The following is a 14,517-nucleotide window of genomic DNA, read 5'->3' as shown; positions in this document are numbered from 1 at the left end:
TGTATGATGTGCGGTCCTTACGAAGCGGGATCGAGTCACAGGGCTGTCGCTTGGCGGCGGCAAACTGGGCTGGATCTCATTCTTCATTCGATCACACCAGGAGATATCCAATGAGCGTACTCGTAGGCAAACAAGCCCCTGACTTCACCGTTCCCGCCGTTCTCGGCAATGGCGAAATCGTCGACAGCTTCACCCTGTCCTCGGCCATCAAAGGCAAATACGGCCTGGTGTTCTTCTACCCGCTGGACTTCACCTTCGTCTGCCCGTCCGAGCTGATCGCCCTGGACCACCGCATGGCTGACTTCAAGGCACGCAACGTTGAAGTGATCGCTGTTTCGATCGACTCGCACTTCACCCACAACGCCTGGCGCAACACCCCGATCAATGCCGGCGGCATCGGTCAGGTTCAGTACATCATGGCTGCCGACATGAAGCACGACATCGCCAAGGCCTACGACGTTGAGTCCGAAGGCGGCGTGGCTTTCCGTGGCGCGTTCCTGATCGACGACAAAGGTGTCGTTCGTTCGCAGATCGTCAACGACCTGCCGCTGGGCCGTAACATGGAAGAGCTGATCCGTCTGGTCGACGCTCTGCAGTTCCACGAAGAGCACGGCGAAGTCTGCCCGGCCAACTGGAAGAAAGGCGACAAAGGTATGACCGCTTCGCCAGAAGGCGTTGCTGCTTACCTGAGCGAGAACGCCGGCAAGCTGTAAGCCGCGCTTCACGCATAAAAAAACCGGCCTCAGGGCCGGTTTTTTTATGCGCGGTCGATCAGCGACGGTATCAGTCGTTGAAGTCTTCCCAGCCGCCCATTTCCTTCCAGCGATTGACGATGCCGCAGAACAGGTCGGCGGTCTTCTCGGTGTCGTAGCGGGCGGAGTGCGCCTCACGGCCATCGAAGTCGATGTCGGCAGCCTGGCACGCCTTGGCCAGCACGGTTTGGCCATAAGCCAGGCCGGCAAGCGTCGCGGTGTCGAAGCTGGAGAACGGATGAAACGGGTTGCGCTTCATGTCCAGGCGCGCAACGGCCGCGTTGAGGAAGCCCAGGTCGAAGCTGCTGTTGTGCCCGACCAGGATCGCGCGCTTGCAGCCGTTGGCCTTCAGCGCCTTGCGCACGCTGCGGAAGATATCGTTCAACGCGGTTTCTTCACTGACGGCCATGCGCAGCGGATGGTCGAGCTTGATCCCGGTGAACTCCAGCGCCGCAGCTTCGATGTTGGCGCCTTCGAAAGGCTCTACGCGGAAAAACAGGGTGTGCTCGGGGAACACGAAGCCCTTTTCGTCCATGCCGATGATGGTCGCGGCAATTTCCAGCAATGCGTCGGTGGCCGAGTTGAAGCCACCGGTTTCAACGTCGACGACTACCGGCAGGTAACCACGAAAGCGTGCCGCCATTGGATGACGCGAGCCACCACCGTTGTGACCGTCCTGCTCGTCGTCGAAATGGTCTTCACTCACGCGTGTTCCTCCAGCAGGCGCCAGCGCAGTTTTTCACCGGCGCGCAGCGGGATGACGGTCAGCTCGCCGAAAGGCAGGCTGGCAGGGGCGGTCCATTCTTCACGAACCAGGGTGATGCGATCGGTGTTGGCCGGCAGGCCGTAGAAGCGTGGGCCGTTGAGGCTGGCGAAGGCTTCCAGCTTGTCCAGCGCGTTGCGCTGTTCGAAGGCCTCGGCGTACAACTCGATCGCGGCATAGGCGGTATAGCAGCCGGCACAGCCGCAGGCCGCTTCTTTGGCGTGCTGGGCGTGGGGAGCGGAGTCGGTACCGAGGAAGAACTTCTGGCTGCCGCTGGTGGCGGCGTCGAGCAGTGCTTCCTGGTGCACGTTGCGCTTGAGAATCGGCAGGCAATAGAAGTGCGGGCGAATCCCGCCGACCAGCATGTGGTTGCGGTTGTACAGCAGGTGGTGGGCGGTGATGGTCGCGCCGACGTTGGCCGAGGCCTCGTTGACGAACTGCACGGCGTCACGGGTGGTGATGTGTTCGAACACCACCTTGAGCGTCGGGAAGCGCTCGACGACGCGGCGCATGTGCTCGTCGATGAACAGCTTCTCGCGGTCGAACACGTCGACCTCACCGCGGGTGACTTCACCGTGGATCAGCAGCGGCAGGCCGACTTCGGCCATGGCCTCCAGCGCCGGGAAGATCTTGTCGATGCTGGTGACGCCCGAGTCCGAGTTGGTGGTCGCACCGGCCGGGTAGAGCTTGGCGGCATGGACGAAACCACTGGCCTTGGCCGCGCGAATTTCTTCGGGCTGGGTGCGATCGGTAAGGTAGAGCACCATCAGCGGCTCGAAGCGGCTGCCGGCCGGCCGCGCAGCGAGAATGCGCTGGCGATAGGCGTCGGCTTCAGCGGCGTTGCGCACCGGAGGTACCAGGTTAGGCATGATGATGGCGCGGCCAAAGGTGCGCGCGACATCCGCGACAGTATTGGTCAACACGGCACCATCGCGAAGATGAATATGCCAGTCGTCGGGACGCAGCAGGGTCAGGCGGTCGGACATTGGGGATTCCAGGCGGGTCAAACTCCAGTGAATGCTACCGGAAAAGACTCTTCCAGGCACTCGCTATCAAGTTTTGCGTGAAGCTTCCGATATCCCGAAGGTATGCCGTAAACAGGCATTTCGATTTTCGTGATGTACAAGTCAGTGGAGCCTCCCGTGCGCCAGCGTTATCTAGCCTTGCTCAGTGTGTTCGCCAGTCTTCCCGCGATGGCGCTGACTTTCCAGACCCGTCTGGAGAGCATTGAGTGGACGGTCGAAGGCGATAAATTCGAGTGCCGTCTGAGCCAGCCGATCACCGATTTCGGTTCCGGGGAGTTCGTGCGCCGTGCCGGCGAGCAGGCGACCTTCCGCCTCAAGGCCTACAACCCGATGCTCGGTGGCGGTTCGGCCACGCTGCTCGCGGCGGCCGCGCCTTGGCAGCCAGGGCGGGGCGACATCAACCTGGGTTCGGTGCGGCTTGGCAGTGGCGATGTGCTGTTCAACAGCTCGCAACTGCAGGCCGGGCGGCTGATCGGTGGGCTGATGGAGGGGCGCAGCCCGGTGGTTCGCCACTATTCCCGTGAAGGCGGGGTGTCCGAGGTGCGCTTGTTGCCGGTCAGGTTCAGCAAGGCGTATGGCGACTATCAACGCTGTGTCGCCAAGCTGCTGCCGAAGAACTTCGACCAGGTCAGGCAATCCGAGGTCGGCTTCCCCGGGGGTGGTATCGACCTGGATGCCAAGGCCAAGGCCAGGCTGCAGGTGATGCTGGAGTTCCTCAAGGCCGATCCGACTGTCAATCACATCCAGCTCGATGGCCACTCGGACAACAGCGGCAACCGCTTGACCAACCGTGATCTGTCGCGGCGCCGGGCGTTGGCGGTGATGGAGTTCTTCAAGGCCAACGGCATTTCCGAATCGCAGATCGAGATGCGTTTCCACGGTGAACGCTATCCATTGGCGCCCAACACCAACGCGGCGAACCGGGCGAAGAATCGTCGGGTCAATGTGCAGTTGCAACGTGTCCCGGTCGCGGAAAAACCGGCGCCCCAGGCTGCGGCTGCCGCCAACGCCGCGGCGACTTCCTGAAGCGGCTGTCGTCGTCGCTCGCTCGACATAATCTGTCGCTTCGTCGTCATAAGCTGTCGCGCCTCTGTAAATTATCCGCGTTGATCGGTAGACTTGATGGCTTTCCGTAGAACCCCGTGGAGTGATGGCATGGCGGACGTAAACAAGGTTGTTCTGGCGTATTCCGGCGGCCTGGACACTTCGGTGATCCTCAAGTGGCTGCAGGATACTTATAACTGTGAAGTGGTGACGTTCACCGCTGACCTGGGTCAGGGCGAAGAGGTCGAACCTGCACGTGCCAAGGCGCAAGCCATGGGCGTGAAAGAGATCTATATCGACGATCTGCGCGAAGAGTTCGTCCGCGATTTCGTTTTCCCGATGTTCCGCGCCAACACCGTTTACGAAGGTGAGTACCTGCTGGGTACTTCCATCGCTCGTCCGTTGATCGCCAAGCGCCTAATCGAGATCGCCAACGAAACCGGCGCCGACGCCATTTCCCACGGCGCTACCGGCAAGGGCAACGACCAGGTTCGTTTCGAGCTGGGCGCCTACGCCTTGAAACCAGGGGTGAAAGTGATCGCTCCTTGGCGCGAGTGGGACCTGCTGTCCCGCGAGAAGCTGATGGACTACGCCGAGAAGCACGCGATCCCGATCGAGCGTCACGGCAAGAAGAAATCCCCGTACTCGATGGATGCCAACCTGCTGCACATCTCCTATGAAGGCGGCGTGCTGGAAGACACCTGGACCGAGCACGAAGAAGACATGTGGCGCTGGACCGTCTCCCCGGAGAAGGCTCCCAACACCCCGACCTACATCGAGCTGACCTACCGCAACGGCGACATCGTGGCGATCGACGGCGTCGAGATGACCCCGGCCACCGTGCTGGCGACCCTGAACCGCATCGGCGGCGAAAACGGCATCGGTCGTCTGGACATCGTGGAAAACCGCTATGTCGGCATGAAGTCCCGCGGCTGCTACGAAACCCCTGGCGGCACCATCATGCTGCGCGCTCACCGGGCGATCGAATCGATCACCCTGGATCGTGAAGTGGCGCACCTGAAAGACGAGCTGATGCCCAAGTACGCCAGCCTGATCTACACCGGCTACTGGTGGAGCCCTGAGCGTCTGATGCTGCAACAGATGATCGACGCCTCCCAGGCCCACGTGAACGGCGTGGTTCGCCTGAAGCTGTACAAGGGCAATGTGATCGTCACCGGTCGCAAGTCCGATGAGTCGCTGTTCGATGCCAACATCGCGACCTTCGAAGAAGACGGCGGCGCCTACAACCAGGCGGATGCGGCTGGCTTCATCAAGCTCAATGCCCTGCGCATGCGCATTGCGGCCAACAAGGGTCGGACTCTGTTCTGATGCGTTGAGTCGTTTTAAAAGAGCCCCGCCATGAGCGGGGCTTTTTTATGCCTGATGATTTAATCGATCAGGCGGGTATCTGAAGGCCATAACTAAAGTTGCCACTGCTCATTGTTTCAATGGGTTCTCGACTATCGTTCACTATGCTCTTTTCAATACAAACTGTAGGAAGCTTGGAGCTGATTAATATATAGCGAGCGACGTTCAAGTTTTCCTTGTAGGGCAAATCCGTATTGTTTGTAAGGAACTTCTCGGGGCGATGCTGGCTCGGGGCGCGGCCATGCCACGGGCCAAATGACTGGGTTATGGTGTTTGCTTGAAAAACCAATAGCGGACTCTGGACTTACCCATGAAGAAAGTTTTGATCGTAGATGATCATCCCGTCACGCGTCTGGCTGTGCGCATGCTGATGGAGCGGCACGGTTTTGAAGTAGTTGCCGAGGCGGACAATGGCATGGATGCCCTGAAACTGTCTTATGAACATGTTCCAGACATCCTTATTCTTGATATTGGTATTCCCAAACTCGATGGCCTGGAAGTTATCGCCAGACTGTCGTCAAAAGCCATGTCGACCAAAGTGCTGGTATTGAGCCTGCAAGTACCTGGCCCTTTCTCCATGCGCTGCATGCAGGCCGGTGCGGCGGGTTATGTGTGCAAGCAGCAGGACATCACTGAATTGATCAGCGCCGTCAGGGCAGTCCTGGCTGGCTACAGTTATTTTCCCAACGAAGCCTTGCATACCCTGCGCTCGAGCCTGGGCATCGCCAGCGAGGAGGGGATGTTGTCCAGCCTGTCCGGTCGGGAGCTGATGGTCCTGAAGCAACTCGCCGGTGGGCAGACCAACAAGGAGATTGCCGAGGGCCTGTGCTTGAGCAGTAAAACGGTGAGCACCTACAAGAGGCGGCTGTTGGGAAAACTCAACGCCCGCTCGCTGGTGGACCTGATCGAGTTTGCCAAGCGCCATCAGCTGGTATGACGGTTGAGGGGTTACAACAAGGCTCGCGAGGGAAAAACAGCGGTTTTTGCGAGCCTTCATTACGTTGTGGGCTTGCCGGTCTGTCGGCGGTGTTGGATCCATCAGCCGCGCATGGCCTGGTTTGAAAAACCGACTTGGAGTGTTAGCTGGTGTAACAAAAAAGCCTCCGTAAAAGGAGGCTTTTTGTTACTAAAGATCAAAGTCGTAATCGGCCAATTGCTTTTGCAAGCGCCGCTCTTCCAGAAGGTTGTCGATGGTACGACGTTTGCTCAAGTTGGTCTTGGCCACCTCTACCACGGGCTCCGCATCTTCTGTTTCAACAGGGGTGAAGTCGTCTTCTACGTCCAGTTGTTCTTTACCAGTACTCATAAGGTTAACTCCAGGCTAAGACTGCCATTGGCGCTCCTTATATCGATATTCTCGGGACTGGTAAAAAAGATTTTTTCAATCGACCTATCATCAAAATCAATAATCGCTCAATCGTCGGAGGTCTTGTGCTTGTATTCGCACAGGTCCTCGATTCGGCAGCTTCCGCAACGTGGCTTACGGGCCAGACACACGTAGCGGCCATGGAGGATCAGCCAGTGATGGGAGTCGAGGAGATACTCCTTGGGCACGAACTTCATCAGCTTTTTCTCGACTTCCACGACATTCTTCCCAGGGGCCAGCCCTGTGCGGTTGCTCACCCGAAAGATGTGGGTATCGACGGCCATGGTCAGTTGGCGGAAGGCGGTATTGAGCACCACGTTGGCGGTCTTCCTGCCGACGCCTGGCAGGGCCTCGAGTTCTTCCCGGGTCTGCGGGACTTCGCTGTTGTGCCGCTCCACCAGCAGGCGGCAGGTCTCGATCACGTTTTTCGCCTTGCTGTTGTACAGGCCGATGGTCTTGATGTACTCGGACAGGCCTTCGACGCCCAGGGCATAGATGGCGGCCGGTGTATTGGCCACGGGGAAGAGCTTGGCCGTCGCCTTGTTGACCCCGACATCGGTGGACTGGGCCGAGAGAATCACGGCGATCAGCAGCTCGAAGGGCGACGAATAGGCCAGTTCGGTTTTCGGTTCCGGATTGTCTTCGTGCAGCCTGCGGAAAATTTCCAGGCGTTTTGCGGCATTCATGGGTGAGTCATTTCCTTGAAGGCGGTCGGTGTGAGGTCGAAGCAGCAGCCCAGGCCTGCCTGGCGGCCAGCAGCAGCCCCAACAGGATAAAACCGCCAGGGGCGAGCGTCAGCAGGTGCAATCCGCCCTGGGCGGTCAGAACCCAACCTGGCCAGTCGACGTCGTTCATCCCCAGCAACCATTGCAGATGATTGCCAATGGTGCCACTGCCGAAGGCTTCGCGCAGTGCGCCCAGGGTAATCAGCAGCAGGCAGAAAAGGCCGGCGAAACGCAAGCGCACGGGGCGCTGGAAAAAATCCTGGTACTCCAGCACTACGCATTGCACGGCAATCAGGCCCAGGTAGAGGGCCAACTGTTGTTGCAGTTCGAAGGCCCAGGCTTGCGCTGCCAGCATGGCACAACTGGTGAGCGTGGCGCTGAGCAGGATACTGGCGCCCAGGCGGCTCTGACCAGCCAGGCGTGGGCGCAGGGCATTCATGCATAGGCCGAACACTGCGCTCACGCAGAGAAATACCAGGGCCAGGCCCAGGGCCTTGACCAGTGAGTCGCTGGCGCCGATCAGCGGCGTCAGCATCAGGGCGTTCTGCAGGGCCGAGGATTTATTCATGGGCGGGACTTCCCAGCAGTTGTTCGCGATGCTCGTCGAAGTAACGCAGGCTGTCGTGAATCCCCTCGACCACCGCCCGTGAGGTGATGGTGGCCCCGGCCATCTGGTCGAATTGGCCATTGTCCTTTTTCAGCGCCCAGCCGGCGTCGCCCGGGTTGCCCAGCGACTTGCCGATAAAACCCTGCAGCCAGGCATTGGGTCGCTCGGCGATGCGCGCGCCCAGCCCGGGAGTTTCCGAATGCCTGAGGGCCTTGCTGCCCAATAGTTTGCCGTTGGCGGAGATACCGATCAGCAGCTCGATCGGACCGCCGTAACCGCTGACCTGGCTGCGCAGCAGCACGGCACTGGGCTGGCCGTTGCGGGTAGCGCGATAACCTGTGAGCAGGGTGCTGTGGCTGAGTTGGATGTTATCGACGGCCAGGGGCTGATCCAGCGGCTGATTGTCGTAGCTGTCGACGGGCAGGATATCCAGCAGGTTGCGTGCCTGGATGGCGCGTTGTTCGCGCTCGATGCCTGGGGCCGTGGCCTGATGGACGAAGAAAGTACCGGTGGCGCCGACCGCCGCCAGCAATACCAACACTCCCAGACTCATTGCGCGATTCATGGCAGGGAAGGCTCAGGAGGCGGAGCAGCCAGGCGCTCCAGGGCCGGGACGGCGAGATTCATCAGCAGTACCGCGAAGGCGACGCCGTCGGGGTAACCGCCCCAGGTTCGGATCAGGTAGGTCAGCAGGCCGACCCCGACCCCGAACAGCAGGCGCGCCTTCGTGCTCCTGGGGCTGGAGACCGGCTCGGTGACGATAAAAAAGGCGCCAAGCATGGTGGCGCTGGTCAGTAGGTGGAAAAACGGCGAACCGTGGGAGTCCGACCCGGAACCGTTCCAGCACAGCAGGCTGATGATGAACAGACTGCCGAGCATGCCGGCCGGTGCGTGCCAGCTGAATACCCGTTGCTGCAGCAGAAAGGCGCCACCGGCGAGAAAGGCCAGGTTGACCCATTCCACGCCCTTGCCGCCGAAATGGCCGAAGGCGGCATTGCCGGCGAACAGTTCGTCGATGGTCAGGCTCTTGTTGATACGTAGGCTGTCGAGCGCCGTGGCCTGGGCCCAGGCATCGGGCGCTGTGCTATCGAGGGTTATGCCGACGATCTGCTGCAGGCCGCTCAGCAGGTCCAGGCCATGGGAGGCTGGCCAATGAGTCATCTGCTGGGGGAACGACACCAGCACCAGGGCATAACCGAGCATCGCCGGGTTGAACGGATTCTTGCCGACGCCGCCATACAGGTGCTTGCCGAACAGCAGGGCACAGGCCGCCGCACTGACCGTCAGCCACCACGGGCAGTACGGTGGCAAGGCCAGGGCCAGCAAGGTGGCGCTGACCAGGGCGCTGCCATCGCCCAGGAAGGGGCGCAGTGGCCACTGGCGCAATCGGAGCACCGCGGCTTCGACGGCAAGGGCGGTGGTACAGGCCAGCAGCAGGTTGATGAGAACTCCCCAGCCAAACAGCCAGAAGAGCGCCAGCAGCCCCGGCAGGGTCGCCAGAAGCACACGCTTCATGGCCTGTTGCAGGCGCTCGTCCGGCTGCTCAAGGGGCGTCATGGGCTTGTACCTGGCGCTCGGCTTCGGCCAGTCGTTCGCGGGCCTCGGCCAGCAGTGGCGGCGGGGTATCGCTGTGGCGTTCCAGCTTGCTGACTTGCGCCCGAGCGTAGGCCAGTTCGGTTTTCAGTTGCCGCAGGCGGGCGTCGATCGGGCGTTTCTCGACCCGCACGAGATCGGGTGCCGGCTTGCCGCTGGTGTCCTCGGCCGCGTGCAAAGCCTGTTCTGCGTCCTTCAGTGCCTGCTCCAGGCTGGCCAGCTGTTCGGCAGGCGCCTGGCTGTCCTGGGCCTTTTTCAGTTCCGCGCGGCGCGTCGCCAGCTGGATTTTCGCGCGCTTGAGCTCGGCGTCTTTGGCGGGAGGCGCTGAGGCTGCGGGAGCGACAGTACTTTCGGCAGCGCTTTCCAGTTGGGCGAGGGCTTGTTCGGCGGCCTCGAACTGGCGCTGCAGGACGGTCAGTTGCGACTGTTGCTCGAAGGTCGGCGGGTGGCCGAAGGCTTTCAGCGATTTGTTCAACTGGGCCCGGCTCATCGCCAGATCGATCTTGGCTTTTTTCACCGCGGCATCGGCGGCGGCCGCTTTTTGCGCGCGTACCCGCTCGATGGCCGCCTGCACCGGGTTCAGGGTGGTTTCGCTGGACTGCGCCGCTTTTTGCGCGCGCGCGGCACGTTCGGCCTGCTTGTGCTGTTCTTCGCGTTGCAGCCGGGCGTTGCGGCGCTCGAAGCGCAGGCGCGCGTGATCGCGTTTGGCGGTCCGGGCGTGCTGTTCTTCGAGGCTGGTGGCCAGTCCACCGACGATCGGCAACACATTGTTCAGCGACAGTGGGTGCATCTCGATGCAGTCCACCGGGCACGGTGCCACGCAGAGATCGCAGCCGGTGCATTCGTCGATCAGCACCGTGTGCATCTGCTTGGCCGCGCCGACTATGGCATCCACCGGGCAGGCCTGGATGCACTTGGTGCAGCCGATGCATTCGGCTTCGCGGATAAAGGCCACTTGGGCCGGTGCCGGGCCACGGCTGATGTCCAGTTCCACGATAGGGACGTTCAGCAGCCTGGCCAGGCCGGCGATGGTTTCGTCGCCGCCGGGCGGGCACTTGTTGATCGCCTCGCCGTTGGCGATGCCTTCGGCGTAGGGCTTGCATCCGGGATGGCCGCACTTGCCGCATTGGGTCTGCGGTAGCAGGGCGTCGATGCGTTGAATCAGACTCATGGGTTGAGCAGTCCGTTGAAACCGAGAAATGCCACGGCCATCAGGCCGGCGCTGATCAGGTCGATCGGCAGGCCGCGAAAGGGCAGGGGCACATCGTTGTTGAGAATGCGCTGGCGCAGGTCGCTGAACAGGCTCAGCACCAGCCAGAAACCGAGACCCGCGCCCAGGCCCAGGGCGAGGCTATAAGCGATTCCCCGATTGGCCTGGACCGCCAGCAGCAACGCGCCGAGCACGCCGGCATTGCCCAGCAGCAGCGGGCAGAGGCCGTCGAATGGCAGCCCGGGCAACATCCGGGTCAGCAGCTTGAGCAGCGGTGCGATCAGCAGCACGCCCAGCGGCAGGAACACGAACAGTTGCAGCGAGGTCAGGCCCAGTGGCACCAGCAGAGCCTGGTAAAGCCCGTAGCCCAACAGGCTGCAGAGCAGCATCAGGCAACTGGTGGCGATCCCCAGGGCATGGATCCGCCGCCGCGCAACCCGCGGCTCGGTACTGGTCTGCAACAGCGGATCGACGCCCAGCGGCCACTGCAACACGAAGTTGTTGATCAGGGCAGCGCTGATGAGCGTGAGGACAATCTCGGTCATGTTCGTGGCCGGTGAGGGCGGGCGTATACCTGAAGACTAGGCAATTATCCGGCAAGGGCGCAGGCCCATCCAGATATGAAAATCCCCCCGCCACGCGGCGGCGCGACGGGGGGATCGATCCCGCGGGCGGATTTACTTGATCCGCTGACCCGGCTTGGCGCCGCTGTCCGGGCTCAGCAGGTAGATCTCATCGCCGCCAGGGCCGGCCGCCATCACCATGCCTTCGGAAATGCCGAACTTCATTTTCCGGGGCTTGAGGTTGGCGATCATCATGGTCAGGCGACCGTCGAGCTTGGACGGATCCGGGTAGGCGCTCTTGATCCCGGAGAATACGTTGCGTTGTTCGTCACCGATATCCAGGGTCAGGCGCAGCAGCTTGTCGGCGCCTTCCACATGTTCGGCCTTGACGATCAGGGCCACGCGCAGGTCGACGGCGGCGAAGGTGTCGAAGTCGATTTCCGGCGACAGCGGATCCTTGGCCAGCTCGCCATTGCCTTGCTGAGCGCCGGTGTCGGTCTGGCTGGCGGTCAGGTCTTCTTTCGAGGCGTCGGTCATGGCTTGTACTTTCACTGGGTCGATCCGCGTCATCAGCGGCTTGAATTCGTTCAGCTGATGGTTGCTCAGCAGGTGCTGGTGGTCGTTCCAGGTCAGCGGGGCGACGTTGAGGAACGCCTCGGCATCGGCGGCCAGCAGCGGCAGCACCGGCTTGAGGAAGATCACCAATTGGCGGAACAGGTTGACGCCGGTGGCGCAGATGGCCTGGACCTCATCCTGCTTGCCTTCCTGCTTGTTCAACGACCACGGCGCCTTGTCGGCGATCCAGGCGTTGGCGCGGTCGGCCAGGGCCATGATTTCACGCATGGCGCGGGCGAAGTCGCGGGCCTCATAGGCGTCGGCGATGCTTGGCGCGGCCGCGAGGAAGGCATCGGTCAGCTCCGGCGCGGCATTCTGGTCCACCAGCACGCCGGCGTTGCCTTTGTGGATGAAGCCGGCGCAACGGCTGGCGATGTTCACCACCTTGCCCACCAGGTCGGAGTTGACCTTCTGCACGAAGTCTTCGAGGTTCAGGTCCAGGTCGTCGACGCCACGGCCCAGCTTGGCCGCGTAGTAGTAGCGCAGGTATTCCGGCGACAGGTGGTCGAGGTAGGTCCGGGCCTTGATGAAGGTGCCGCGGGACTTGGACATCTTCTGGCCGTTGACGGTCAGGTAGCCGTGCACGTTGATGCCGGTCGGCTTGCGGTAGCCGGCGCCTTCGAGCATGGCTGGCCAGAACAGCGCGTGGAAGTTGACGATGTCCTTGCCGATGAAGTGGTACAGCTCGGCGGTCGAGTCCTTGCCCCAGAACGCGTCGAAGTCCAGCTCCGGCGTGCGGTTGCACAGGTTCTTGAAGCTGGCCATGTAGCCGATCGGCGCGTCCAGCCAGACGTAGAAGTACTTGCCCGGTTCGTCGGGGATCTCGAAGCCGAAATACGGCGCGTCGCGGGAGATGTCCCACTGCTGCAGGCCGACATCCAGCCATTCGGCGATCTTGTTCGCCACGGCATCCTGCAGGGTGCCGCTGCGGGTCCACTCCTGCAGCATCTGCTGGAAGTCCGGCAGCTTGAAGAAGAAGTGCTGGGAATCCTTGAGCACCGGGGTGGCGCCGGAAATCGCCGACTTCGGATCCTTCAGGTCGGTCGGCGCGTAGGTGGCGCCGCATTTTTCGCAGTTGTCGCCGTACTGGTCCTCGGTGCCGCATTTCGGGCAGGTGCCCTTGATGAAGCGGTCGGCCAGGAACATTTGTTTTTCCGGGTCGAAATACTGAGTGATCGAACGCGTGGCGATGTGCCCGGCGTCGCGCAGCTTCAGGTAGATCTGGCTCGACAGCTCACGGTTTTCTTCGGCGTGGGTCGAGTGGAAATTGTCGAAGTCCACCAGGAAGTCGGCAAAGTCGGCGCTGTGTTCGGCCTGGACGTTGGCGATCAGTTGTTCCGGGGTGATGCCTTCCTTTTCCGCGCGCAGCATGATGGCCGAGCCGTGAGCGTCGTCCGCGCAGACATAGATGCATTGATTGCCGCGATGCTTCTGGAAGCGCACCCACATATCGGTCTGGATGTACTCAAGCATATGGCCAAGATGGATGGAACCATTGGCATAGGGCAGGGCGCTGGTGACGAGGATCTTGCGTGGCTCGGACATGGGGCTCGGCTACTTGATGAAACGGAGGTCGGCCACTATAAAGCGCCGGCGCATATTTTTCACCCTTCAGGCCGGTTTCCGGGTGTCGCGCGCGCCAGGGTTCGTGGCGAAGGACGAGCTCCCTCGCCACAAATGAGCGTCCGGCGTAGGATAGCCGCCTGATTTTCCCGTCTTGTTATCGGAGTTGCCCATGAGCGCCGTCAATCGCGCAGCGGTGGAAGCCGTTCTTCGCCAATACACCGACCCCTACCTTAACCAGGACCCGGTCAGCGCCGGTTGTGTCCGTTCCATCGATGTTCAGGGGGACCGGGTAACGGTCCAGCTCGAGCTGGGTTATGCCGCCGGCCTGTTCAAGAGCGGCTGGGCGCAGATGCTGCAACTGGCCATTGAAGGCCTGGACGGCGTGACAGCGGCCAAGGTCGAGGTCACCAGCGTGATTGCCGCGCACAAGGCCCAGGCGCAGATCCCGGGCCTGGCCAACGTCAAGAACGTGGTGGCGGTGGCCTCCGGCAAGGGCGGTGTGGGCAAGTCCACCACCGCGGCCAACCTGGCCCTGGCTTTGGCCCGCGAAGGCGCCAAGGTGGGGATTCTCGATGCGGACATCTATGGCCCGAGCCAGGGCATCATGTTCGGCATCGCCGAGGGCACCCGGCCGCAGGTCAAGGACCAGAAATGGTTCGTGCCGATCAAGTCCCACGGGGTCGAGGTCATGTCCATGGCCTTCCTGACCGATGACAACACGCCGATGGTCTGGCGCGGGCCGATGGTCTCCGGCGCCCTGCTGCAACTGGTGACCCAGACTGCCTGGGGCGACCTGGATTACCTGGTGATCGACATGCCGCCAGGTACCGGCGATATCCAGCTGACCCTGGCGCAGAAGGTCCCGGTGGCCGGCGCGGTCATCGTCACCACCCCGCAGGACCTGGCGCTGCTGGACGCGCGCAAGGGCGTGGAGATGTTCCGCAAGGTCAACATCCCGGTGCTGGGCGTGGTGGAAAACATGGCCGTGCACATCTGCTCCAACTGCGGCCACGCCGAGCACCTGTTCGGCGAAGGCGGTGGCGAGAAGCTGGCGACCCAGTACGGCGTCGAGCTGCTGGCCTCGCTGCCGCTGTCGATGCTGATTCGCGAGCAGGCCGATGGCGGCAAGCCGACGGTGATCGCCGAGCCGGAAAGCCAGATCGCCATGGTCTATCAGGAACTGGCCCGCCATGTCGGTGCGCGCATCGTATTGCAGGAAGCCGCGGCGCCGGCGATGCCGAACATTACCGTCAGCGACGACTGAGCCGGTTGGGCAAACAAAAAAGCCCGGTGCACTGCACCGGGCTTTTTTATGGGTGT

15 protein-coding genes are annotated in these 14,517 nt (G+C 61.8%); 5 read left to right on the top strand and 10 right to left on the bottom strand.

The annotated features are described in order from the left end of the window. Positions 1 to 110 precede the first annotated feature (110 nt). Complete coding sequence (locus C4K38_RS25435; protein WP_007922432.1) at positions 111 to 713, top strand: peroxiredoxin; 603 nt, start codon at positions 111 to 113, stop codon at positions 711 to 713. Between the two features lie 70 nt (positions 714 to 783). On the opposite strand, the gene rnt is transcribed toward C4K38_RS25435, so the two are convergent. Then, positions 784 to 1,458: a ribonuclease T gene (rnt, locus tag C4K38_RS25430; protein ID WP_009050553.1), complete on the bottom strand. Its 675-nt coding sequence runs from the start codon at positions 1,456 to 1,458 to the stop codon at positions 784 to 786. After that, a complete protein-coding gene (gene pyrC, locus C4K38_RS25425; RefSeq protein WP_053280677.1) occupies positions 1,455 to 2,501 on the bottom strand; it encodes a dihydroorotase in 1,047 nt (348 codons plus the stop codon). Before pyrC ends, rnt begins: the two co-directional genes overlap by 4 nt. Before the next feature lie 156 nt (positions 2,502 to 2,657). Here pyrC and C4K38_RS25420 point away from each other — a divergent pair, with 156 nt between their 5' ends. From C4K38_RS25420 to C4K38_RS25410, 3 genes are all read left to right on the top strand, one after another. Then, positions 2,658 to 3,566, top strand: a complete 909-nt coding sequence (locus tag C4K38_RS25420) for a flagellar protein MotY (RefSeq protein WP_053280676.1) — start codon at positions 2,658 to 2,660, stop codon at positions 3,564 to 3,566. 129 nt (positions 3,567 to 3,695) lie between these two features. Continuing rightward, positions 3,696 to 4,913 (top strand): argininosuccinate synthase, encoded by a 1,218-nt coding sequence (locus C4K38_RS25415; protein ID WP_009045364.1) that lies wholly within the window; start codon positions 3,696 to 3,698, stop codon positions 4,911 to 4,913. 349 nt (positions 4,914 to 5,262) lie between these two features. Beyond that, positions 5,263 to 5,889 carry a response regulator transcription factor gene (locus C4K38_RS25410; RefSeq protein WP_007922442.1) on the top strand — a complete coding sequence of 209 codons (627 nt, stop codon included), beginning with the start codon at positions 5,263 to 5,265 and terminating at the stop codon, positions 5,887 to 5,889. 189 nt (positions 5,890 to 6,078) lie between these two features. Here the strand turns inward: C4K38_RS25410 and C4K38_RS25405 are convergent, their stop codons facing one another. From C4K38_RS25405 to metG, 8 genes are all read right to left on the bottom strand, one after another. Next, positions 6,079 to 6,258 carry a PA3496 family putative envelope integrity protein gene (locus C4K38_RS25405; RefSeq protein ID WP_007922443.1) on the bottom strand — a complete coding sequence of 60 codons (180 nt, stop codon included), beginning with the start codon at positions 6,256 to 6,258 and terminating at the stop codon, positions 6,079 to 6,081. Positions 6,259 to 6,365: 107 nt separating this feature from the next. Continuing rightward, positions 6,366 to 7,004 (bottom strand): endonuclease III, encoded by a 639-nt coding sequence (gene nth, locus C4K38_RS25400; RefSeq protein ID WP_007922445.1) that lies wholly within the window; start codon positions 7,002 to 7,004, stop codon positions 6,366 to 6,368. A 7-nt stretch (positions 7,005 to 7,011) separates the two neighbouring features. Beyond that, positions 7,012 to 7,611, bottom strand: coding sequence for an Rnf-Nqr domain containing protein (locus C4K38_RS25395; RefSeq protein ID WP_053280675.1), 600 nt, complete (start codon positions 7,609 to 7,611; stop codon positions 7,012 to 7,014). Further along, positions 7,604 to 8,215, bottom strand: coding sequence for an RnfABCDGE type electron transport complex subunit G (locus tag C4K38_RS25390; protein ID WP_053280674.1), 612 nt, complete (start codon positions 8,213 to 8,215; stop codon positions 7,604 to 7,606). The genes C4K38_RS25395 and C4K38_RS25390 overlap by 8 nt, the downstream gene beginning before the upstream one ends. Beyond that, the gene (locus tag C4K38_RS25385; RefSeq protein WP_053280673.1) at positions 8,212 to 9,207 is read right to left on the bottom strand and encodes an RnfABCDGE type electron transport complex subunit D; all 996 of its coding nucleotides are present in this window, start codon (positions 9,205 to 9,207) and stop codon (positions 8,212 to 8,214) included. The genes C4K38_RS25390 and C4K38_RS25385 overlap by 4 nt, the downstream gene beginning before the upstream one ends. Then, positions 9,194 to 10,414: an electron transport complex subunit RsxB gene (rsxB, locus tag C4K38_RS25380; protein ID WP_053280672.1), complete on the bottom strand. Its 1,221-nt coding sequence runs from the start codon at positions 10,412 to 10,414 to the stop codon at positions 9,194 to 9,196. The genes C4K38_RS25385 and rsxB overlap by 14 nt, the downstream gene beginning before the upstream one ends. Next, entirely contained in the window at positions 10,411 to 10,998 is a 588-nt protein-coding gene (locus tag C4K38_RS25375) for an Rnf-Nqr domain containing protein (RefSeq protein WP_053280671.1), read from the bottom strand. Before C4K38_RS25375 ends, rsxB begins: the two co-directional genes overlap by 4 nt. 132 nt (positions 10,999 to 11,130) lie before the next feature. Next, a complete protein-coding gene (gene metG / locus C4K38_RS25370) occupies positions 11,131 to 13,176 on the bottom strand; it encodes a methionine--tRNA ligase (protein WP_053280670.1) in 2,046 nt (681 codons plus the stop codon). A gap of 190 nt (positions 13,177 to 13,366) precedes the next feature. On the opposite strand from metG, the gene apbC reads away from it, so the two are divergent. Further along, entirely contained in the window at positions 13,367 to 14,461 is a 1,095-nt protein-coding gene (gene apbC / locus C4K38_RS25365; protein WP_053280669.1) for an iron-sulfur cluster carrier protein ApbC, read from the top strand. Positions 14,462 to 14,517 lie beyond the last annotated feature (56 nt).

Source organism: Pseudomonas chlororaphis subsp. piscium, assembly GCF_003850345.1.
GTDB classification, from domain to species: domain Bacteria; phylum Pseudomonadota; class Gammaproteobacteria; order Pseudomonadales; family Pseudomonadaceae; genus Aquipseudomonas; species Aquipseudomonas piscium.
The sequence above is the reverse complement of the archived record's forward strand: the minus strand, read 5'-3'. Positions and strand labels throughout refer to the sequence as shown.